At 36.3% G+C, this 21522-nt stretch carries 18 protein-coding genes; 7 read left to right on the top strand and 11 right to left on the bottom strand.

Annotated elements, in window-relative coordinates; translation table 11 throughout:
* Window positions 1–20 precede the first annotated feature (20 nt).
* Complete coding sequence (locus B5X51_RS01180; protein ID WP_079719037.1) at window positions 21–524, bottom strand: hypothetical protein; 504 nt, start codon at window positions 522–524, stop codon at window positions 21–23.
* A 138-nt stretch (window positions 525–662) separates the two neighbouring features.
* Here B5X51_RS01180 and B5X51_RS01175 point away from each other — a divergent pair, with 138 nt between their 5' ends.
* Window positions 663–3581, top strand: coding sequence for an FAD-binding and (Fe-S)-binding domain-containing protein (locus tag B5X51_RS01175; RefSeq protein WP_079719036.1), 2919 nt, complete (start codon window positions 663–665; stop codon window positions 3579–3581).
* Here the strand turns inward: B5X51_RS01175 and B5X51_RS01170 are convergent.
* Window positions 3578–4375 carry a UDP-2,3-diacylglucosamine diphosphatase gene (locus B5X51_RS01170; protein ID WP_079719035.1) on the bottom strand — a complete coding sequence of 266 codons (798 nt, stop codon included), beginning with the start codon at window positions 4373–4375 and terminating at the stop codon, window positions 3578–3580. The genes B5X51_RS01175 and B5X51_RS01170 overlap by 4 nt on opposite strands.
* 174 nt (window positions 4376–4549) lie before the next feature.
* On the opposite strand from B5X51_RS01170, the gene aroC reads away from it, so the two are divergent.
* Together aroC and B5X51_RS01160 are read left to right on the top strand one after the other, a co-directional pair.
* A complete protein-coding gene (gene aroC, locus B5X51_RS01165; RefSeq protein ID WP_079719034.1) occupies window positions 4550–5614 on the top strand; it encodes a chorismate synthase in 1065 nt (354 codons plus the stop codon).
* Window positions 5615–5642: 28 nt separating this feature from the next.
* Entirely contained in the window at window positions 5643–6959 is a 1317-nt protein-coding gene (locus tag B5X51_RS01160) for a dicarboxylate/amino acid:cation symporter (protein ID WP_079719033.1), read from the top strand.
* Between the two features lie 32 nt (window positions 6960–6991).
* On the opposite strand, the gene B5X51_RS01155 is transcribed toward B5X51_RS01160, so the two are convergent.
* Together B5X51_RS01155 and B5X51_RS01150 are read right to left on the bottom strand one after the other, a co-directional pair.
* A complete protein-coding gene (locus B5X51_RS01155) occupies window positions 6992–7405 on the bottom strand; it encodes a thiol-disulfide oxidoreductase DCC family protein (RefSeq protein WP_079719032.1) in 414 nt (137 codons plus the stop codon).
* 1 nt (window position 7406) lies between these two features.
* A complete protein-coding gene (locus B5X51_RS01150) occupies window positions 7407–9593 on the bottom strand; it encodes an endonuclease MutS2 (protein ID WP_079719031.1) in 2187 nt (728 codons plus the stop codon).
* Between the two features lie 46 nt (window positions 9594–9639).
* Here B5X51_RS01150 and B5X51_RS01145 point away from each other — a divergent pair, with 46 nt between their 5' ends.
* Window positions 9640–10305, top strand: coding sequence for a uracil-DNA glycosylase (locus B5X51_RS01145; protein ID WP_079719030.1), 666 nt, complete (start codon window positions 9640–9642; stop codon window positions 10303–10305).
* A 2-nt stretch (window positions 10306–10307) separates the two neighbouring features.
* Here B5X51_RS01145 and B5X51_RS01140 read toward each other — a convergent pair whose 3' ends face one another.
* Genes B5X51_RS01140 through ppk1 form a run of 3 tightly spaced genes read right to left on the bottom strand, consistent with a single transcriptional unit; the run spans window position 10308 to window position 13811 of the window.
* On the bottom strand, window positions 10308–10880 hold the full coding sequence (locus B5X51_RS01140) for a hypothetical protein (protein ID WP_079719029.1): 573 nt from the start codon (window positions 10878–10880) through the stop codon (window positions 10308–10310).
* A gap of 22 nt (window positions 10881–10902) precedes the next feature.
* Window positions 10903–11760: a substrate-binding domain-containing protein gene (locus tag B5X51_RS01135; RefSeq protein ID WP_079719028.1), complete on the bottom strand. Its 858-nt coding sequence runs from the start codon at window positions 11758–11760 to the stop codon at window positions 10903–10905.
* On the bottom strand, window positions 11757–13811 hold the full coding sequence (gene ppk1 / locus B5X51_RS01130; protein ID WP_079719027.1) for a polyphosphate kinase 1: 2055 nt from the start codon (window positions 13809–13811) through the stop codon (window positions 11757–11759). The genes B5X51_RS01135 and ppk1 overlap by 4 nt, the downstream gene beginning before the upstream one ends.
* 373 nt (window positions 13812–14184) lie before the next feature.
* On the opposite strand from ppk1, the gene B5X51_RS01125 reads away from it, so the two are divergent.
* Window positions 14185–15765, top strand: coding sequence for a hypothetical protein (locus tag B5X51_RS01125; protein WP_139374812.1), 1581 nt, complete (start codon window positions 14185–14187; stop codon window positions 15763–15765).
* Between the two features lie 185 nt (window positions 15766–15950).
* On the opposite strand, the gene B5X51_RS01120 is transcribed toward B5X51_RS01125, so the two are convergent.
* The 4 genes from B5X51_RS01120 to B5X51_RS01105 are packed head-to-tail and all read right to left on the bottom strand — an operon-like array spanning window position 15951 to window position 19084.
* Window positions 15951–16820: a nucleoside phosphorylase gene (locus B5X51_RS01120; protein ID WP_079719025.1), complete on the bottom strand. Its 870-nt coding sequence runs from the start codon at window positions 16818–16820 to the stop codon at window positions 15951–15953.
* Between the two features lies 1 nt (window position 16821).
* Window positions 16822–17754: a DUF1835 domain-containing protein gene (locus tag B5X51_RS01115; protein WP_079719024.1), complete on the bottom strand. Its 933-nt coding sequence runs from the start codon at window positions 17752–17754 to the stop codon at window positions 16822–16824.
* A gap of 25 nt (window positions 17755–17779) precedes the next feature.
* Window positions 17780–18130, bottom strand: a complete 351-nt coding sequence (locus B5X51_RS01110) for a translation initiation factor (RefSeq protein ID WP_079719023.1) — start codon at window positions 18128–18130, stop codon at window positions 17780–17782.
* Window positions 18131–18133: 3 nt separating this feature from the next.
* Window positions 18134–19084, bottom strand: a complete 951-nt coding sequence (locus B5X51_RS01105) for an isopenicillin N synthase family dioxygenase (protein WP_079719655.1) — start codon at window positions 19082–19084, stop codon at window positions 18134–18136.
* A 126-nt stretch (window positions 19085–19210) separates the two neighbouring features.
* On the opposite strand from B5X51_RS01105, the gene B5X51_RS01100 reads away from it, so the two are divergent.
* On the top strand, window positions 19211–21217 hold the full coding sequence (locus tag B5X51_RS01100; protein ID WP_079719022.1) for an alpha-ketoacid dehydrogenase subunit alpha/beta: 2007 nt from the start codon (window positions 19211–19213) through the stop codon (window positions 21215–21217).
* Window positions 21218–21347: 130 nt separating this feature from the next.
* A complete protein-coding gene (locus B5X51_RS01095; protein WP_079719021.1) occupies window positions 21348–21509 on the top strand; it encodes a DUF1328 domain-containing protein in 162 nt (53 codons plus the stop codon).
* Window positions 21510–21522 lie beyond the last annotated feature (13 nt).

The raw sequence follows: 21522 nt of genomic DNA, 5'->3' as shown, positions 1-21522 counted from the left end.
TTTTCTATTCCTGTCTTTATTTAGAATTGGTATCTTACTCCAAGAGCAATATCTGGAGAAAAAGGATTTAAAACATCATTATCACTATATAAACCAAATTCTGGTCTAAAGTCTAGAGAAAGTAGTAATGGAATATCGAAGTTATATTCTATACCAATATCACCGGCAAGGAAAATATAAGTTCCATCATCACCATCTCTGTCGTTGAAACGGGTGTCATCAACTCCCAAAAGTCCGGCACCGGCACCTACATACCAGTTAAAACCACCTTCTATATTCCAAACCCATTGGTAAAGACCGGTAAGCTTAAAAGCATCATAATCGCTATTATCTCTCCAACCAAGATCTAGTTCTAAACGATTGTTGTTTGTTCCTAAAGCTCTCTGATAAGAAATTTCGGCTCCTACACCATCACCACCACCAAATCTTAGTCCTAGTGCGTTATCTGAAATGCTTTGTGCTTCAGCTTGATTAAAAAATGTTGCACCGATTACAAAAGCGGCAAATAAAATTAATTTTTTCATAGTTAGCGTTTTTAGAATTGTCGGCAAATTTAAATGTTAAAACATCATATGAAACGGATCTTACGCCAATCTATTGTTAATATTGCTTAAAAATCTGTTAAGCCCTTTAGGAGAAATTCTCTATTTTTATCCACAATTATGAAAGCAAAACTTCACCAATTAGCTCAGGAAATTGAGGGTCAGTTATATGACGATAAATTATGGCGTTCCATTTATGCAACAGATGCTTCTGTTTACCGCGAAATGCCTTTAGCAGTCTGTTACCCCAAAAACGAGCAAGATTTAAAACTATTAATAAAATTTGCGAAAACTAATAAAACTTCACTTATACCGCGAACAGCCGGAACTTCTTTGGCGGGCCAGTGTGTGGGAGATGGGATTGTAGTAGATGTTTCTAAACATTTTACAAAAATTCTAAATATTGATGATAAAGCCAAAACGGTAAGTTTACAGCCAGGAGTAATTCGCGATGATTTAAATAGAGTATTGCAAGAATACGGTTTGTTTTTTGGCCCAAATACATCAACCTCAAACCGATGCATGATTGGCGGAATGGTAGGAAATAATTCCAGTGGAACTACCTCTATAAAATACGGTACAACCCGGGAAAAGTTGGTTTCTTTAAAGACTATTTTAAGTGACGGCACCGAAGCTGAATTTAAAGATATTTCTGCAGAAGAATTTCAGGAAAAATTAAAACTGCAGAACCTGGAAGGTGAGATTTACCGAAAAATAAATGAGCAACTCTCTTCCGAAGAAAATAAAAACGAACTTATAGCAAAGTTTCCACCTAAGAGCTTACATAGAAGGAATACGGGTTACGCAATAGATGAATTACTCTATGCCGATGTTTTTTCTGAAGATTCTAACGAAGCTTTAAACCTATGTAAATTATTATGTGGGAGTGAAGGCACGCTAGCTTTTACTACTGAGATCACCTTAAAACTGGATGAGCTTCAACCACCACAGGCAGCGATGATCGCTGCCCATTTTGACAGCATAGAGAGCTGTATGCAAGCCGTAGTTCCGGTAATGAAACATTCGCTGTTTACTTGCGAAATGATGGATAAAACTATCCTTGATTGTACTAAACAAAATTTAAAATATAAGGAAAACCGATTTTTTATAGAAGGCGATCCTAAGGCAATTTTAATGCTGGAAATTAGGGCAAATACTACTGAAGAAGTCCAGGAACAAAGTCGAAGGGTCTTAGATACCTTAAAAGAGGCTAATTTAAGTTATGCTTACCCTGTTTTAATGGGTGGGCAAATAGACCTGGCTATGGAATTACGAAAGGCCGGACTTGGACTTTTGGGTAATATTGTAGGAGATAAGAAAGCTGTAGCCTGTATAGAAGATACGGCAGTAGCCATTCCTTACCTCGCCGATTATATTTCAGAATTTGCCGAGATAATGAAAAATTACGGGCAGGATGCGGTGTATTATGCACACGCCGGAGCCGGTGAAATACATTTACGCCCAATATTAAATTTAAAAAAATCTGAAGACGTAAAGCTCTTTAGAAGTATCACTACCGATGTTGCCAAATTAGTGAAAAAATATAACGGCTCTTTAAGCGGTGAGCATGGAGACGGTAGGGTAAGAGCTGAGTTTATTGAAATGATGATTGGCTCTAAAAATTATGAACTACTTCGGGATATTAAGTTCACTTTTGATCCTCATAATATTTTTAATCCCGGAAAAATAACAGATACCGCTCCAATGGATACCTCCTTAAGGTATGAGGTTGATAGAAAAGAGCCGGAGATTTCTACCTTGATGGATTTTTCTGAATCGGAAGGGATTTTAAAGCTTTCTGAGAAATGTAACGGTAGCGGCGATTGCCGAAAATCGGCGGAATCGGGCGGTACCATGTGCCCAAGTTATCGTGCTACCAAGGATGAAAAAGATACCACACGCGCCCGGGCAAATACATTACGGGAATTTTTAACCAATTCAGATAAAAGTAATAGGTTTAATCACGAGGAAATAAAAGAAGCTTTTGATCTTTGCATTAGTTGTAAAGGTTGTAAAAGCGAATGTCCATCCAGTGTAGATGTAGCTGCTCTAAAAGCCGAATTTCAATACCAGTATCAAAAGGAAAACGGAAAAAGTTTAAGGAGTAAGCTTTTTGCAAATAATGGAAAAATGAATGGTATTGCCTCAAAAACTCCGGGAATAGCTAATTTTTTCTTTAAAAACTCAGTGACTTCCGGTATCGCTAAAAAAATAATGGGGGTTGCTCCAGAAAGAAATCTCCCAAATTTAGCAGAACAAACACTTTCAAATTATTATAAAAAGAATAAACAGCGTTTTCAGATAGAAAAACCTATCAAAACAGTGTATTTTTTTAATGACGAATTTACTAATTTCCTGGATTCAGAAATTGGTATTGATGCACTCGAGTTACTATATCATCTCAATTATCGGGTAGAGATTATAAAACACGAAGAAAGCGGCAGAAGCCATATCTCGAAAGGCTTTTTAGAAGAAGCAAAGGTTTTTGCAAATAAAAACATCAATATTTTTAAAGATATAATTTCTGAAGAAACTCCTTTAATTGGCTTGGAGCCATCTGCAATTTTAACTTTTCGGGATGAATATTTACGTCTAGCCAACAATAAACCAGAAGCCGAAAACCTGGCAAAGAACTCTTTTATAATTGAAGAATTCCTAAAAAAGGAAATCGCACTTGGTAATATAAACCCTGGCCAATTTACTTCAGAAGAAAAAACTATTAAAATACATGGGCATTGTCACCAAAAAGCGCTTTCTAATACAGTAGTGACATTTGACCTACTTAATCTTCCGAAGAACTTTAAAGTAAGTATAATCCCATCGGGTTGTTGTGGTATGGCAGGTTCTTTTGGTTATGAAAAAGAGCATTACGAAGTAAGTATGAATATTGGTGAACAAACCTTGTTCCCGGCAGTTAGAAAAGCACCTGTAGAAACCGTGATCTCAGCTAATGGAACGAGCTGCCGACATCAAATTTTTGACGGGACAAAAAGAAATGCGAAGCATCCGGTGAGTATTTTAAGGGAAGCTTTGGTTTAATCTCTTTTAAAAATGGTTACTGCCGCTACAAGAGGTTTTTGTAGCGGCTTTAGTTCTTTATAATAGGTAAGGTTCCATTTCTCATTTTCATACTCAAGAGCACTAAGGTTTTCTAGCCAATCTCCTGAATTTAAATATAAGCAAGTTCCTTTTTTAGTGGTTTTCCTAATAATCTTAGGCTGGTGAATATGGCCACAAATAACATATTTATATTCATTTTCAATGGCCAGGTCTGATACTGTTTTCTCAAAGTTAGCTATAAACTTCCCAGCATTTTTTACACTGTTTTTAATTTTCTTAGAGAGTGAATATTTTTTTTTACCCATTTTTACCAAAATCAGGTTTAAAAAACGATTCATCAAGATCAATAAATCGTAGCCCCAACCACCAAGTTTAGCGATCCATTTTGCTTTGTGAATTCCAACATCAAATACATCTCCGTGAAAAAACCAGGCTTTTTTACCATCCAGGTCTAAGACTAATTTATCGGTAATTCGTAGATCCCCAATTTGGGAATCACTAAATTTTCTTAAAAACTCATCGTGATTACCGGTAATATAAACCACCTCTGTACCGGTATTACTAAGATCAATAATCTTTTTAATTACTTCTAGATGAGATTTAGGGAAATAACTTTTTCTAAACTGCCAAATATCAATAAAATCTCCGTTAAGAATTAGCTTTTTAGGTTGTATGGTTCCCAGATATTCGCATAGTTCTGCGGCATGAGCACCAAAGGTTCCTAGGTGCACATCTGAAATCACTACTATTTCTGGCTTTCTCTTACTAAACAATACTATGTTTCTTTTTATACAAATAACACTAAAACAGCAGTTTAATATCTTCAATTAATTTTATTGAATATTTACCAAATCATTAATATGTCAGCTTTTTGTTAGATTAATATTAAATGGAGATACATTTTTAAATATTGTCTGAAAAAATTACATTTGTTCAAAATCAAAAAAATGGCAGGAAATTCCTTCGGAAAATTATTTAAACTTACCACATTTGGAGAATCCCACGGGCAGGCAATTGGCGGAATAATAGACGGGTGTCCGGCTGGAATTCAATTAGATTTAGAACAAATTCAAACTGAGCTTAATCGAAGAAAACCTGGCCAATCTTCTATTGTAACGCAAAGAAAAGAACCTGATACCGTAGAGTTCTATTCTGGAATTTTTGAAGAAAAAACCACGGGTACCCCAATTGGTTTTGTAATTAAAAATGCCAATCAGAAATCTAAAGATTATTCACATATAAAAGATACCTATCGTCCCAGCCACGCCGATTATACGTATGATGAAAAGTATGGCGTGCGCGATTACAGGGGAGGCGGAAGATCTTCTGCGCGGGAAACTGCCTCTAGGGTAGTGGCCGGTGCTATAGCCAAGCAATTTTTAAAGGATATTCAGTTTAATGCCTTTACAGCTTCGGTAGGAAAGATAGGCATGGATAAAAGTATAGAAGAGCTTGATTTTTCGCTTATTGAAACAAACGCCGTACGCTGTCCAGATCCAGCTTCAGCAGCAAAAATGGAAGAATATATAAAAAAGATTAAAAAAGACGGAGATACGGTAGGAGGTACTGTACAGTGCGTGATCAAGAACATGCCGAAAGGTCTGGGAGAACCCGTTTTTGATAAACTACACGCCGAATTAGGAAAAGCAATGCTTTCCGTAAATGCGGTTAAAGGTTTTGAATACGGAAGCGGTTTTGAAGGCACTAAAATGAAAGGTAGCGAGCATAACGATCTCTTTAATGAAGATGGATCTACCCAAACTAACCTAAGCGGAGGAATACAGGGTGGGATTTCTAATGGGATGGACATTTATTTTAATGTAGCCTTTAAACCGGTGGCTACGATTATGCAAAAACAAGAAACTATAAATAAAAAAGGCGAAAATGTTGAAATGCAGGGAAAAGGAAGACACGATCCCTGTGTGGTACCAAGAGCTGTGCCTATAGTTGAAGCTATGGCAGCATTGGTGATTGCCGATTACTTACTTCAGAATAAAAGTTCAAAAATTTAATTGATTTAAATCCTGAAATTTATATCGCATGAAGAAACTTGCACTGCACTGGCAGATTTTACTTGGAATGGCTGCAGGGGTTGTATTTGCCCTTGTTCTTACAAATTTTAGCTGGGGAGAAGAGTTTGTTGGAGATTGGATAAAACCCTTTGGTAATATTTTTATCAATGCGCTGAAACTTATAGCTGTACCACTTATTTTGGCCTCTTTAATTAAAGGAATTTCAGACCTTAAAGATATTTCCAAGCTTTCTAAAATGGGAGCACGTACTATTGGTATTTATATTTTTACCACTGTAATAGCAGTTTCTATAGGTCTTGGTATGGTGAACCTTATTAAACCGGGGAATGCTATTACAGCAGAAACACAACAAGATTTAATAACAAGTTACGAAGGTGATGCCTCAGGTATTAAGGCCAATGCCGATAAGCAAAGAGAATCTGGGCCATTACAGGCTTTAGAAGATATTGTTCCAGATAATATTTTTGCCGCTGCAGGTGATAATGCCAATATGTTACAGGTTATTTTCTTCGCTATTTTCTTTGGAATTGGACTTATTCTTATTCCTGAAAAAGCAGCAAAACCGGTAAAAGACTTCTTTGATGGTTTTAATGAAGTAATTCTCAAAATGATTGATTTAATAATGTTGGCTGCACCTTACGGTGTATTTGCATTATTAGCTGCATTGGTCGTAGAATCCCCAAGTACCGATCTTTTTGCTGCCCTGGCCATGTATGGTGTAACTGTACTTATAGGTTTGGCTTTAATGATTGGGTTTTACATTTTATTGGTATGGATTGTTACTAAAAACAAACCATCCTTCTTTATAAATGGAATAGCGCCTGCGCAATTATTAGCTTTTTCAACCAGTTCCAGTGCCGCAACCTTACCGGTAACTATGGAGCGGGTAGAGGAGCATATGGGCGTTAGCCCTGAAGTATCCAGCTTTGTTCTACCAATTGGAGCCACAATTAATATGGATGGTACAAGTCTTTATCAGGCTGTTGCAGCCGTTTTTATTGCACAAGCGTTTGGTATGGACCTTAGCTTTGCTGCGCAACTTGGAATTATAGCTACCGCTACTTTAGCATCCATAGGCTCTGCAGCTGTGCCAGGAGCGGGAATGGTGATGCTTGTAATAGTACTCGCACAAGCGGGAATTCCGGAAGCAGGATTGGCGCTTATATTTGCAGTAGACCGGCCTCTGGATATGTGTCGAACAACTGTAAATGTAACCGGTGATGCCGCAGTTTCTCTTATGGTTGCTAAATCTGTAAACAAGATGGGGCCACCAAATGTAAAAGAATGGGATGATGATTACCACCCCAAGCGAGATGAAGATTAGACTACTAATAAAATAAAAGAGAAGGAAAAAACTTAATCAAGGAATTTACCCTTTAACTCTGGGGTAGGTATCATACAGGAATCTTTTTTGCCATACCATTTATAGCGATTATTAGCTACAAAATTGTAGATGCCGTCTCGTAATCCTTCAGGGATAAATAATAAGTTTTTAAGAAAAGAATAACCGCCAGAAAGTTCCCTGGAAATCTCCAGGGCAGCGGTAGATTTGTTGTAATAAGCCACGCCGGGATCAATTAAGATTATAGAGTCTAAGTCTTCAGGATCCATTCCTCTTTCGGCTACCAGGTTTTTTCCAAGTTCACTTTGTAAGGATGCAAAACGAAATATATCTTTTTTATCGTGTTTAATGATAAAAGTAACCGCGCCGTTGCAAAGATTGCACACGCCATCAAAAAGAACAATTTTTTTATCTTTTGGTAATTCCATTTTATTTCTTTTTCATTGCCTGTACCAGTTCCAGTTTTTCAATATCTACCTGTGTAGTGAACATTCCGTAGTTTACCGTGGCTTTTCCTTTTTCTATTTTATCTAATGTTCCAACAGAGCGACTATCTTCTAATCTAACCCTATCGCCAATCTTAGGATTAACCTTAGGTTTGTTCGCTTCCAGGCGTTCTTTTTCAGTGATTTTAGCCTTTTCTTCTTTTTTCTTTTTCCGTATAACTGAAACCTCTTTTTTAACTTCTTGCTGAACTTTTTTCTCTTTCGCCTTCTGTATTTTTCGCTCTTTGGCCGATTCCTTTTTGCGTTTAGAATTTTCTATCTCTACAAATTTCAGAAATTCAGCAATCAGTTCTTTTTTCTTTTTATTCTGAAAATATTTCTCACTGAGTTCATTCACCTTTTGGCCCATATAAATAAGTCTCTGGTTGCTATCATATAATTCCTGATAACTTTCCAGTTTCTGCTGAATCCTGGTGTTGGTTTCTTCAAGTTTATCTTTTTCCTGGGCAGCTTTCAACTCTTTTGTCTTTAAAGAGTCTGTTGTTTTTTGCAGCTTAGAACGTTCTTTTTGAAGATTAGCTATACTGCGGTCAAACCTTATTTTTCCTTTTTCAACTTTTTTACGAGATCGATTAATCAGGCTATAAGGAATCCCATTTTTTTGGGCTACTTCAAATGTAAATGAGCTACCGGCTTCACCAACTTGAAGTTTAAAAATAGGCTCCAAACTATTCGAATCAAAAAGCATATTGGCGTTGCTCATATTCGGCATTTCGTTCGCTAGTTTTTTTAAATTAGCATAATGCGTAGTGAGAATTCCAAAAGATTCCTTTTCGTAAAAAACCTCGAGAAATGTTTCAGCTAAAGCACCGCCAAGTTCGGGATCACTTCCGGTTCCAAATTCATCAATTAGGAAAAGTGTTCTATCATCACATTTCCGAAGAAAATAATTCATATTCTTAAGTCGGTAGCTATACGTACTCAAATGGTTTTCTATAGATTGATTGTCTCCAATATCAGTAAGTATTTTTTCAAAAAGACACATTCTACTATATTCGTGTACCGGCACTAAAATCCCGCTTTGCAGCATCACCTGCAGCAAGCCTACGGTTTTTAAAGTGATACTTTTTCCACCGGCGTTAGGACCCGAGATCACAATAATTCTATTGTCTTTTGCGAGTTCAATGCTTTGCGGATAGGTTTTATCGCCTTTTTTCTTATTGCTTAAATAAAGCAATGGATGATAGGCATCTTTAAGCTGAATTTCGCGCTCTTTAGTGATTTTAGGAAGTAATCCGTTAGTCATTTCAGCATATTTTGCTTTTGCTGCAATTACATCTATCTCGCAAAGCAAATTCTGATAATCTATTAGTAGCGGTTTAAACGGTCTTATTCTATTGGTTAATTCTTTTAAAATCCGTTTGATCTCTTCCTTTTCTTCATACTCAAGATTATTGAGCTCACGGGTATATTGGTAAGTCGCTTCTGGTTGAATATAAACAATGCTCCCGGTTTTAGAGTTACCTAAAATTCCACCTTTAACCTTACGGCGGTGCATTGCGCTTACCGCCAAAACCCTTACATTTTCTACCACACTTTCCCGAATTTCATCTAAATATCCGTAAGAATGATAAGTGGTAAGCGCTTTTGCAAAACTAGAGTTTATCTGGCCCTTTACTGAATTGATAGAACGTCTAACCGATTGCAAAAGGGGAGAGGCATCATCTTTTAATTCCCCAAATTTATCGATTACACGACCAATATTTTCTACAATTTCTTTGGTATATTCTACTTCTGAAGTGGTTTGATATAAACTGGGATAGTACTCCTCAAATTTTCTAAAAAACTTAATATGAGTGTTTACCGTTTCAGAAAGACTGGAGATTTTCCTGAAGCTACCCACTTCCAAAATAGAATCTTCTATCTCTAAAGTGCGTAGTTCGTTTTTTATAGTTTCAAAGCCATGATTAGGAATTCTACTTTCCCTTGTTTTAGAACTTACATACTCATTGGTTTGATGAAGTCCAAAAATGCTTGCGTTTCCTGTTTTATAAGGCTGAAGTTTTAAAGCTTTCTCCTTGCCCGGTCCTGTGATGCATAAGTCTGAAATTTGCTGACAAACAACAGGAAATTCAAGGTCTATAAGGCTTTTTGGTGCAATTTTAATCATAAATAAATTTCCCTACTTTTGAGGCTCTGCAAATTTACTTAATAAAATGAAGGTAGCGATACACCCTAGCTGGAAAAAAGAATTAGCTGATGAATTTGAAAAAGATTACTTTAAAGATCTTATAAACTTTGTGAAAGCAGAATATAACGAAAACACCTGCTATCCACAGGGAAAGGATATTTTTTCAGCCTTTGATCATGCTACATTTTCTAAAACTAAAGTGGTGATTTTAGGCCAGGATCCTTACCACGGTGTGGGACAGGCCAACGGACTTTCATTCTCGGTTAATGATGGAATTCCTTCGCCACCGTCACTTCAAAATATTTTTAAGGAAATAAAGCATGATCTTGGAAAGCCTGTGCCAGATTCCGGAAATCTGGAACACTGGGCGAATCAGGGTGTTTTATTATTGAACGCTACACTTACTGTCAGGGCTCACCAGGCGGGATCTCACCAAAAGAAAGGCTGGGAACAATTTACTAATAGGGTTATTGAAGTTATTTCGGCAGAAAAAGAAAATGTGGTTTTTTTACTTTGGGGCGGTTATGCCCAAAAAAAAGGAGCCAAAATTGACTCCTCTAAACATCTTATTTTAACTAGTGGCCATCCTTCTCCTTTAAGCGCAAATCGCGGTTACTGGTTTGGTAATAAACATTTTAGTAAAGCAAATACTTATTTAAAGGAAAACGGAAAAGAACCTATAAATTGGTGATCCTAAAAACGGAATCCAACATTTACGTTAAACTGGCCCACAATCGTTGGAGATTTTTCAGTAAATAAATTTCGACCTATTCCTGCGCCTAAATCTAAGAAGAAACCACCGGTAGAAACAAATTTACCCCCCAAACCAAATCCAAGTGCGAAATCGGTGTAATCTTGATATTCATAAGAACCATAACCACTTGAATCAGACACATAGGAATCATATTCACCGCTAGAAAGCATTCCGAAACCGTGAACATAAAATCCGCGGGCGTAACGGTCTCCAAAGAAATATTTGTATTTCCCGGTTAGCGAGAAATCTTTATAAAAAGCATCATCCACAGATTCCCTGTCTTTGTTTAAAGCCTGGATAAAGGTCTCGATGGCCCAGCTGGAATTTTTGTTTACAATACGCTCGTAGGTAAGGTCTAGGGCGCCAAAAGCAACCAGGTTTAAGGCTCCAATGCTTAATTCGTTTTGAGTAATGTCCCTTTTATCGGGAGTTTCATTGTGAAATGATGTACTTTCTTGTGCGAAAGTTAATGTTGAAACAAGTAAAAGTAGCGGTAAAAATAGTTTTTTCATTTAATGAGGAATGATTGATAAATTATGGCTGCAAATTATGAATAAATTCGGAAACTGGTTGTTTTTTTGAGATTAAATTAAGTTCTAGTAATTTATCCTGAACTTTTTCTATCTCGTCGTCAGTTATTTGCTCCTGGCTCCAGGATGTAATTTCAAGCCATTTTTGAATATCTTCTAATTGCTGACCATATTTTTCTGATAATTTTTCAGCAATCTTAGGTAGATCTTTAAAACGCTTCGTTTCTTTATTTAAAACTTCCAGCATCTTTTTAATGCGCTCTGGTTCATTTTTTAAAGTTTCGTTTCTAGCGGCGATAACAAAACAAGGCCAGGGTGTTGGGCAATCTGCCAATCTTCTAAAAACACGTTTATCAACTAAAGGTTTGGTGGTAAAATGCTCCCACATAAAGTATTGGGCATCATCCTCACTTAAAGCTTTTACGGCTCCATCCAGATCCTTTACTATTTCAAACTGTAGATTATCTGTATCCCATTGATGTCTTTGAGCATTTACGTAAGCCATAAGATGTGAGCCACTACCTTTTCTACTGATTGCTGCTTTTGTGTTTTTAAGCTCTTCAACCGATTTATATTTTGAACCAGCAGCCACATGAATGCCCCAAACTAAAGGACTCCCAATATAAGTTTGTATGATCTTACTTTCATTTCCGGAAATAATATCTTTTAAAATTCCTTCAGTTAAAATTACCGCTACATCAATTTCTCCAGAACGCAAGGCTTGATTCATCGCACCTGTACCTCCAGGAAAATCTTTCCAAATTACATTTAGTTCTCTTGCTTCAAAAAGTTTTTCTTCTATGCATAAATGCCACGGAAGATTAAAATGTTCTGGTACACCACCTACTTTTATTGTTTTCATAAACTATGCTTTTCTTTTAAATAATTATAAATCTCGTACTGAGACCGCACCTGTTTTTCATTCTCCCCTTTTTGTACATAATCATTCTTTTCATCAGCATCCTGGATTCTCGCTTTTACGTTATCATTCAGCTGAATATCCAGAATTTCTTTAAATTCCCGTGCTACATCTTTATCTAAAATAGGGGACAGCACCTCAATTCTACGTGATAAATTACGTGACATCCAATCGGCGCTACCATAGTACATCTTCTGGTCACCACCATTTTCAAAAATATAAATTCTGCCGTGCTCTAAGAAGCGATCTACAATACTAGTAATATAAATATTTTCACTTAAACCTTTAATTCCGGGAATTAAACAAGTAAATCCGCGAACCAGCAATCTAATTTCTACCCCGGCATTACTGGCTTTATACAGTAAATCTATCATTTCGGCATCTTCAAGACTATTCATCTTTGCAATGATCTTAGCTTTTTTTCCTGCCCGGGCGTAATCAATTTCGTTATAGATAAGCTTTATAAACTCCTGTCGGGTGGAAAAAGGGGAGATCAATAGATTCTTTTCCCGCGGAATAATTAATTCGCCCTCCAATACTTTAAACAAACGCGATAATTCTTTTGCTATTTGTTTATTAGAAGTGAAAATTGCGTGATCGCAGTAAATTTTTGAAGTTTCACTATTAAAGTTCCCCGTACCTATATAAGAATAATTAACAAGATCTTCATCTTCCATACGCTGTACCAGCATAATTTTGGAATGGACTTTAATTTTGGGATAAGAGTAAATTACATTCGCTCCCTTTTCTTCAAATTTACGTCCCCAAATAATATTGTTCTCCTCATCAAACCTGGCTTTTGCTTCTACAAAAACAGTAACTTGTTTTCCTTTTTCCAGGGCTTTTAATAGCAAACTGGTTAACCTGGATTCATCGGCAACCCGATATAAGGAAATTTTAATGGCTGTAACATCTTTATCGTTAACCGCCTGCTCTAGAAAATTTTCTACATATGCAAAAGACATATATGGAAAATGAACCGCCTGGTCCTTTTCTGAGATTGTCTTGAAGTAATTCTTAGAATTAGCCAAAACTTTATGTTCAATTTCTGGCATTTCCTTATAGTGCAGCTCGGGATTATTTGTAGGATCCGGGAACGAAAAGAAATCGTTGAAATTATGATATTTACCACCGGGCATCATATCAATTTTACCAAGTTTCAGGAGTTTCCTAACCTTTTTGTATAGAAAACCAGGCATTTCGGCATCATACAGGAGGCGGGTAGGCTGCCCATCGGTTCTTTGTGCAAGGGAGTCGTAAATCTTTTCAGCTAAAACACCTTCATAAATATCCTGAATATAAAGCTCAGCATCACGTGAAAGTTTAATTTCGTAAACTCCTTCTATATTTTGATCCTGGAACAAGCTGCTTATCTGATTCCTAATAATCTCATCCAGGTAAGTAATAGCGTTTTCCTCGCCGTCAGCTTTCAGTTTTACAAACCTTCCGCAGGTTTCTACAGGAATATTTACAATACCCAGTTTTTCTTTATCCGTAAAGCCTACTACAAAGTATAACTCGGCGTTTTCTAAGAAGAGCTCATTTTCTTCCTCAATGTCTATTATTCGAGGTTTGATATGAGCTTTTACATTCTCTTTAAAATATTTTGCTGCAAACTGTTTTTGGATCTCATTAAAATGTTTAGTATCCAGAAGCCGAATACCATTTTTAGCTAGTTCAGGCAAAATTTGCTTTTTATAAATCTCACCAAATTTATGTTGCTGGAGTTTTACTTCCTCCAGGATTTCTTTAGTGATTTTAGAAGGCTTTAAAGCTAGTTTTTTTCGAATACTCTTCTCTACACGCTTCATCTGCCTAAGCTGCGCCACCCTTACCCTAAAATATTCATCTAAGTTAGATGAAAAAATTGCTAAAAAACGAATCCGCTCATAAAGCGGATTGATCTTATCTTCAGCCTCTTGTAAAACCCTAGCGTTAAAGCTAAGCCAGTTAAGGTCTCTATGCCTTAATGGAATTTCTTGTGGTTCGTGCATTATTGATTAGTGGTTTAATCAAAAATACAAATAAGGCTAGAGGTTCGCCTTTAATATTGTGTTAAATCGGGTGCTGAAAAACTCATCTTTTTAGCCGTTTTGTATTGGTATTACTAGATCATAATTTAGAATAATATACCGCAACTCTTCTATAGATTTCTGAGAACCATTTAAATACTATTAAAATTAGGGTTTTCCTCCATATTAAAAATAAAGTCTTCTAAGTACTTTTATTTCAACGAATAAAGATCTGTTCGGAACTTTTTATTACGATTCCTTAATGGTAGCCCTACTCATTATTCTAAAATTCAATATAGATCCAGGAGATTCTGGATTGATTGTTTAACCAATTTATTAACCAAAAATTTAAATTATGAAAAGATTTAGGCATTATTTAATGTACATGGCTGTACTTTCACTAGTTATGGTTTCATGTAGTAAAGATGAGAACCCTGGAGTAGTAGATGGCACCGATGAAGTAGCCACGCTTTCTTTTGGGGCCGTTGTCAACGACCTGATTAAAAACTCGGCTACCAAACAAGCTCTTGAGGATATCCCGGAATGTTCTGAAGAAGCACCAGCTTATGTTCACGTGGTCCTTACCGGACCAGAAGATGTTGGGAGCATGGAAGACCCACTTGTGGTAGAAGTGAATCCAACACCTGGGGATTATGACAACGATGGTGAAGATGAGTATTTTACAGAATATTCTTCTGATCTTGAACTTATTCCAGGTAGTTACAGTCTTGAGTATTTCGCTGTTTATGATGAAAATGATAACTTAATTTGGGTAGCTCCGGGAGCAGGTAGCCCAATGGAAGACTGGGTAGATATGGCATTGCCCATGGATATTGAGTTAGGAGCCGGAGTTAAAAAATATGTAGATGTTACTGTACTTTGTTTTGACGATCGCATGGTGAATCTATATGGATATCAGTTCTTTGATATAGAAGGAGTAGAAGGAATTGAACTCTGTATTTTTGGTAACTGGTGTGATGAAAGTGGAAGACACTATGTAGCTGATTATTCTGTGAATATTTGGTCTGGTACAGACAATACAGGTGATGTTTTATACATTGGTGAAAACGAGGTAGAAACAGACAATGCGGGTGATGAATATTCTGATCCTTTATGTTTATTTTTACCAGATGGCGAAGGGCAGGATGATTACTACATTGAAATCACTATAGATGGAGAAATTGTGCGAGAGGGCACCTTTACCGATAGTGATGTAAAAGAGCTCTTTGATGGTGAAGATGCTGTAGATTATTACCATTTCTTTGCAGGTAGCTGTAGCTCAGGTGATACTCCAGATATTTTTGGAGATAATGGTAACGGAGGTCCACCGCCGGTTATAGATCAGGATACCGAAATTTATATATATTTTGATTCCTCAGGTTCTATGAACAGTACTTTATCACCATTACAAACTATGAGAAATACATTATTGAAAGATGCATTATTACCACTTTATGGAAATGATGAAGATGAATATGATGCAAAAGTTCGTGTAATTGAAAATGGTACAGAAGGTACATTCGATATGCTTAATATTGAAGGGGATACTCCAGATGGCAATGTTATTGCCGTAGTATTCCAGGATGAGGCAGAAACCACTTACCATAGTGGCCAGGCTATATGGGATGAAAATTCAACGAGAACGGCTAATTTCGATAACGATATGTCTGTATTACGCGGAAGATTAGCATCTTTTCCAATGAATTATTATCGTGGAATTATTTTCCAGGTAAATACGCAAGGCCATCCGGCTTTTGATAACTTTGAAGAGCTTATCCACGCAGTGGAAGATGGTACCGGTAATTATAGCGGAAGTAATGGTTTGTCTGATAGAAACGAATTTGCCTATGTATATGAAGTAAATGGTGGGGATACGGCCCAATATTATACCGACCTTCTTGTACAAACCTTGCAGGACCTGGGATATGATTTATAGTTTATCTTAGTATTTAAGATGGTTATATTTTTATTATAATCAAGAAGAGACCGTTTCATTTAAAAATGAATCGGTCTCTTTGTTTATTTAATGTTTTTGGTTAAGAAAATTTATTGTATTCGTTTCAAATGCCAAAATTCAATACTTTAAATTTCTTGTAGCACTATAAGGAATAATGCACACTTTTATTTTACCAATTGTTCGAGGGTATATTTAATTAAATCATCTACTGCTTTTTTAGGGTCACTGGAGAAGGTTCCTGCTGCACGATTTGCAATCACTGCATTCATAGAAAGTGCATGATGTCCCAATAATTTTGATAAACCATAAATAGCCGAAGTTTCCATCTCTAGATTAGTAATCTTTTTATTGTTGAAAGTAAAAGAAGCTAATTTATCGTTCATTCTATCGTCTTCCAGGGCTAAACGTAAAACTCTACCTTGCGGCCCATAAAAGCCTATATTAGTTCCTGTGATTCCTTTATAAATACCAGTGCCTTCCATACATTTTATTAATTTTTCACTCCCACCAATCACATATGGTGTTGCTTTTTTAGGGAACCAATCTAAATGCCTGATAAAAGCTTCTGCAAACTCTAAATCCTGAATATGTTCACTATCGTAGAAATGCAAAAGACCATCAAAGCCAATAGCACTTTCACTAATTAAGAAAGAATCTACCGGGATTTCCTCCTGAATAGAACCGCTAGTACCAATTCTTATAATATCCAGACTTGTAATCTCTTTTTTGATCTCCCGGGTTTTAAAATCTATGTTTACCAGCGCATCCAACTCGTTTATTACAATATCAATATTATCAGGACCAATTCCTGTAGAAATTACGCTAATGCGTTTTCCTTTATAATATCCCGTTTGGGTGTGAAATTCCCGCTTTCTTGTCTTGAATTCAATTTTATCAAAATGCCTCGTAATTCTTTCTACACGATCGGGATCGCCTACAACAATTACGGTATTTGCAAGATTTTCTGGTAATAAATTTAAATGGTAAACACTACCATCACTATTTTGTATAAATTCTGACGCTTTTATTGGCATATTATAGTTTTAAAACCTTGTGTGAATCTGAGTCGTATAAAAAATCATAAATCTTTGCCCCGCCATAATACTCATCATTCATAAGCTCGCGGTAAAAATTCTTTTTCTTCTCAAGAGCGTCCAGACCATTTTGAGTTAAAATCAACCTTTCGTTTTCTATAGTATAAAAAATACTCAATTTATTAAGTACTCTTTCCATTTGGGAATCACTGTATCCATAATAACCCTGGTATTGCAAAGCATATCCCAGCAATTGATTATTAGAAGTTATGTGCTGGTTTTCGACTAACTTAAGCACATTTTTTTCCAAAGAATTAATTCCTGTCCTGCTGTTGGGAAATCGTTCAATATGAGCCCTTATACAACTGGAGAGATATTCAAAATTAGAAGTTTTCTTTATTTGTTTCTTGAGTTTCATAGGATCACTACCACAATAAAGTTCCCAAACCAAACTCGCTATTTCCAGATCCTCTTTTTTAAGCTCAATTTTATGCTTAAAATGGTTCAATAAGTTTTTTTCTGAAAGGCTGGAAAGCGGCAAAAATTCATTCTCCCCCTTAAGACGCTTACTGCATACCAGGTAAAAAGGTACTTGTGGTTTGTGCTCAAGGTAAAAACTAATTGCCGCAAGCATATTGATATGGCAAAAAAGATCAAATTCAAACCAAAGTACTACGTGGTCGTAGTCTTTGGCTGCTTTCAGCCTTTTAAGCTGGGAAACAAAGCGCTCTTTATAGTTTTCAGCAGAAATATCGTAGGCTTCCTTTAAAAATTTTTCACGCTGTTCTATGAATTTTGGAGATCCTACATCTTTATCACAGGGGCCTTCACATAACAATTCCCGCCACACAACAATTTCTCCAGGGAGGCCAAGTTCTTCAACCTGCTCGGTTAAGCTGTCACCATTTATAATATGTAAGACTTTATTGATCATAGGGGGAATTTAAAGTAAGTAGTAATTAGCCACCTACTCGTTTTACATTATATCCATCTTTTCTTAGCAGTTCCATAATTTTTTCGCGATCGTCTCCCTGAATAATTATCTCACCATCTTTAGCCGAACCACCAACGCCACATTTTTTCTTCAGTTTTTTTCCAAGCACAACTAAATCATCATTTGAGCCTTCAAAACCTTTAATTATGGTCACCGTTTTACCTCCGCGGCCTTTATTGCTAAAATGTGCTTCTAAGTATTGGTCTTTTGGAGCTAAAGTTTCATTGGTTTCTTCCTGTTCATTTCCATCAAAATCATCATTTGTAGAAAAAACAAAACCACCCAAATCTTCAAGTCCGAGTTTTTTCTTAGCCATAACTTACTTTTTAAGAAGTCCGATTTCTACCAGGCGTTGATGTAGAAAATCACCGGCGGTAATATCTTCGTATTGTTTTGGGTTCTCTTCATCTATACATTCTTCCAGGCAATCCAGGGGCATTTCGCTTCTTGGATGCATAAAGAAAGGAATAGAATATCTTGGCTTGCTCCATTGTTCCTTTGGCGGGTTAATTACCCTGTGAATCGTAGAGCGTAGCTTATTATTGGTATGTCTTTCTAACATATCCCCAACATTTATTACCAATTCGTCTTCCTGAGGTACAGCATCAATCCATTCGCCATCTTTTCTTAATACCTGTAAACCTCCGGTAGAAGCTCCCATAAGTAAGGTAATGAGATTTATATCTCCGTGAGCACCTGCTCTAACTGCGCCTTTAGGCTCTTCTGTAATTGGAGGGTAGTGGATAGGTCTTAAAATACTATTTCCATTGCTGGCCCAATGATCAAAATAATGCTCCTCCAGGCCAATATATAAAGCTAAAGCTCTTAATACATAAATACCGGTTTTTTCCAGCATTTGGTAAGCTTCCATTCCAACCTTATTAAAGTCCTGGAGCTCTGTTACCTGTATATTTTCAGGATATTCTTCAGTAAGATTAGCGTCTTCATCAGGTTCTTGTCCAAAATGCCAAAACTCTTTAAGATCTCCCTCTTTTTTACCTTTTGCATGTTCTTTTCCGAATGAAATATATCCTCTTTGCCCGGCAAGACCTTCAATTTCATATTTCTTTTTAACCTCTAAAGGAAGGTCAAAAAAGCTTTTCACTTCTTTATATAATTTCTCCTCTAGCTTAGTATCTAAAAAGTGATTTTTTAAAGCTACAAAACCAATCTCCTCATAAGCTTTCCCAATTTCATCTACGAATTTTTGTTTTCGTTTTGGATCTTCAGAAATAAAATCGGCAAGATCTACACTGGGTATATTATTCATCGCCATAATTTGCTTTGTTTTTGATAAATTAACACACAAAGTTAAAGAAAAATACGTGAGTCGCCGTTGCTTTTTATATTTCTTAGCATTTATAATTTTGGTTACATTTGATAAACAATTATTCTTATGCAGTCAAATTCTATCATAAAGTCTCCCATAAAATTTGAGAGAAAAAGCCTTTCTTCTGTTCAATTATTAGATCTATATGTAGCACTTTTAAAACCTAGATTAATTGAAGAAAAAATGCTCATTCTACTTAGACAGGGAAAAGTCTCAAAATGGTTTAGCGGTATAGGCCAGGAAGCGATTTCTGTTGGAGTTGCCAAAGCATTAAACATGGATGAGTATATTCTACCGATGCACCGAAACCTGGGTGTGTTTACTACCAGAAAAGTTCCTTTAAACCGACTTTTTTCCCAATGGCAGGGAAAGCAAAACGGATTCACAAAAGGACGGGATAGAAGTTTTCACTTTGGCACCCAGGAATATAAAATTATTGGGATGATCTCCCATTTAGGACCTCAACTTGGTGTAGCCGATGGTATTGCTTTAGCACATAAACTAAAAAAAGAAAATAAACTTACCGCGGTGTTTACCGGGGAAGGAGGTACTAGTGAAGGCGATTTTCACGAAGCGCTTAATATTGCTTCAGTTTGGGATTTACCTGTTATGTTTTGCATAGAAAATAATGGCTATGGGCTCTCAACACCTACAACCGAACAATACCGTTGTAAAGATTTGGCCGATAGAGCTAAAGGTTACGGCATGGAATCCCTTATTATAGATGGGAACAATATAATTGATGTTTACACTAAAGTTTCTGAAATTGCTGAAAGTATAAGAGAAAATCCGCGTCCTGTATTATTGGAGTTTAAAACCTTTAGGATGCGTGGCCACGAAGAAGCTAGTGGCACTAAGTATATACCCGAAGAGTTAATGCAATTCTGGGAACAGAAAGATCCTCTAAAAAATTTCAGACAGTTTTTACAAGATGAAAATATTCTTACCGAAGATCAGGAAATTCATTTTAAGGATGAGATTAAGGCTGAAATAGACCTTAATTTAAAAGAAGCCAATGAAGAAACCCTTACAGAATTCAGTAAAACTAAAGAGTTAAATGATGTTTACCAGGAATTTGTATACCAGGAAGTTAATCCTGATACTAATACTGAAAATATTCGATTTATAGACGCTATTGCCCAGGCTGTAAAACAATCTATGCATCGGCACAATTCCCTGGTTTTAATGGGTCAGGATATTGCAGAATATGGTGGTGTTTTTAAAATTACTGAAAGGCTTTTAGAGGATTTCGGTAAAGATCGCGTAAGAAATACTCCCATTTGTGAATCGGCTATAGTGGGAACCGCTATGGGCCTATCAATTAGCGGAATGAAGGCTATGGTAGAAATGCAGTTTGGAGATTTTGTGAGTTCCGGTTTTAATCCCATTGTAAATTATCTGGCAAAAAGTAATTATAGATGGAACCAAAATGCCGATGTAGTGATAAGAATGCCCTGCGGCGCCGGGGTAGGAGCAGGACCTTTTCATAGCCAAACAAACGAAGCCTGGTTTACCAAAGTCCCGGGACTAAAAGTTATTTACCCTGCCTTTCCTTATGATGCTAAGGGTTTATTAAATACCGCTTTTAATGATCCTAATCCTATCTTGTTTTTTGAACATAAGGCATTATACCGAAGCATTAGGCAGGAAGTTCCTGTAGACTATTACACTTTGCCTTTAGGAAAAGCTTCGGTAATAAAAGAGGGAGAAAAAATTACAATCATCACCTATGGTGCCGGAGTTCATTGGGCATTAGATGCTATTAATGAAATGAAACTGGAGAATGTAGAGCTAATTGATTTGCGTAGCCTCCAACCATTAGATAAAGAAGCCATAATAAATTCGGTTAAAAAGACAGGAAAGGTACTAGTACTTACCGAAGATTCAATTTTTGGAAGTTTGGCTTCAGAAATTTCAGCAATTATTTCAGAAGAATGCTTTGAATATTTAGATGCGCCGGTTATGCGTTTGGGCAGTGCTGAAACCCCAATTCCTTTTGCAGTAGCCCTTGAAGAAGGCTATCTTCCGAAGACAAAAGTGAAAGAGAAAATACAGCAATTAATAGACTATTAATAATAAACAGCTTAAAAATTAATGATTTTAAGATTTCTTAACAGTCACGCTGTTAAAGTATTAATAATCTTTTGTCTCGGTTCTAGACCTACTGTAATTTAGATCATAACTAATCAAAAATTCTAATATTATGATACGTTTAATCGTTATTTTCCTGATCATTGCTTTAGTAGCTGCTATCTTTGGCTTTGGTGGAGTTGCAGAAGGTTTTGCAGATATTGCTAAAATTATTTTCTACATCTTTCTGGTATTACTGGTTATCTCTTTAGTAAGCCGATTATTTAGAAGGTAAAAACAACTTAAAA

The organism is Salegentibacter holothuriorum, assembly GCF_900168045.1.
Lineage (GTDB): Bacteria > Bacteroidota > Bacteroidia > Flavobacteriales > Flavobacteriaceae > Salegentibacter > Salegentibacter holothuriorum.
The sequence above is the reverse complement of the archived record's forward strand: the minus strand, read 5'-3'. Positions and strand labels throughout refer to the sequence as shown.

Coding starts and splice junctions, on each gene's coding strand:
- B5X51_RS01180 (WP_079719037.1), bottom strand. CDS start 524: ATGAAAAAATTAATTTTATTTGCCGCTTTTGTAATCGGTGCAACATTT.
- B5X51_RS01175 (WP_079719036.1), top strand. CDS start 663: ATGAAAGCAAAACTTCACCAATTAGCTCAGGAAATTGAGGGTCAGTTA.
- aroC (WP_079719034.1), top strand. CDS start 4,550: ATGGCAGGAAATTCCTTCGGAAAATTATTTAAACTTACCACATTTGGA.
- B5X51_RS01160 (WP_079719033.1), top strand. CDS start 5,643: ATGAAGAAACTTGCACTGCACTGGCAGATTTTACTTGGAATGGCTGCA.
- B5X51_RS01155 (WP_079719032.1), bottom strand. CDS start 7,405: ATGGAATTACCAAAAGATAAAAAAATTGTTCTTTTTGATGGCGTGTGC.
- B5X51_RS01150 (WP_079719031.1), bottom strand. CDS start 9,593: ATGATTAAAATTGCACCAAAAAGCCTTATAGACCTTGAATTTCCTGTT.
- B5X51_RS01145 (WP_079719030.1), top strand. CDS start 9,640: ATGAAGGTAGCGATACACCCTAGCTGGAAAAAAGAATTAGCTGATGAA.
- B5X51_RS01140 (WP_079719029.1), bottom strand. CDS start 10,880: ATGAAAAAACTATTTTTACCGCTACTTTTACTTGTTTCAACATTAACT.
- B5X51_RS01135 (WP_079719028.1), bottom strand. CDS start 11,760: ATGAAAACAATAAAAGTAGGTGGTGTACCAGAACATTTTAATCTTCCG.
- ppk1 (WP_079719027.1), bottom strand. CDS start 13,811: ATGCACGAACCACAAGAAATTCCATTAAGGCATAGAGACCTTAACTGG.
- B5X51_RS01125 (WP_139374812.1), top strand. CDS start 14,185: ATGAAAAGATTTAGGCATTATTTAATGTACATGGCTGTACTTTCACTA.
- B5X51_RS01120 (WP_079719025.1), bottom strand. CDS start 16,820: ATGCCAATAAAAGCGTCAGAATTTATACAAAATAGTGATGGTAGTGTT.
- B5X51_RS01115 (WP_079719024.1), bottom strand. CDS start 17,754: ATGATCAATAAAGTCTTACATATTATAAATGGTGACAGCTTAACCGAG.
- B5X51_RS01110 (WP_079719023.1), bottom strand. CDS start 18,130: ATGGCTAAGAAAAAACTCGGACTTGAAGATTTGGGTGGTTTTGTTTTT.
- B5X51_RS01105 (WP_079719655.1), bottom strand. CDS start 19,084: ATGAATAATATACCCAGTGTAGATCTTGCCGATTTTATTTCTGAAGAT.
- B5X51_RS01100 (WP_079719022.1), top strand. CDS start 19,211: ATGCAGTCAAATTCTATCATAAAGTCTCCCATAAAATTTGAGAGAAAA.
- B5X51_RS01095 (WP_079719021.1), top strand. CDS start 21,348: ATGATACGTTTAATCGTTATTTTCCTGATCATTGCTTTAGTAGCTGCT.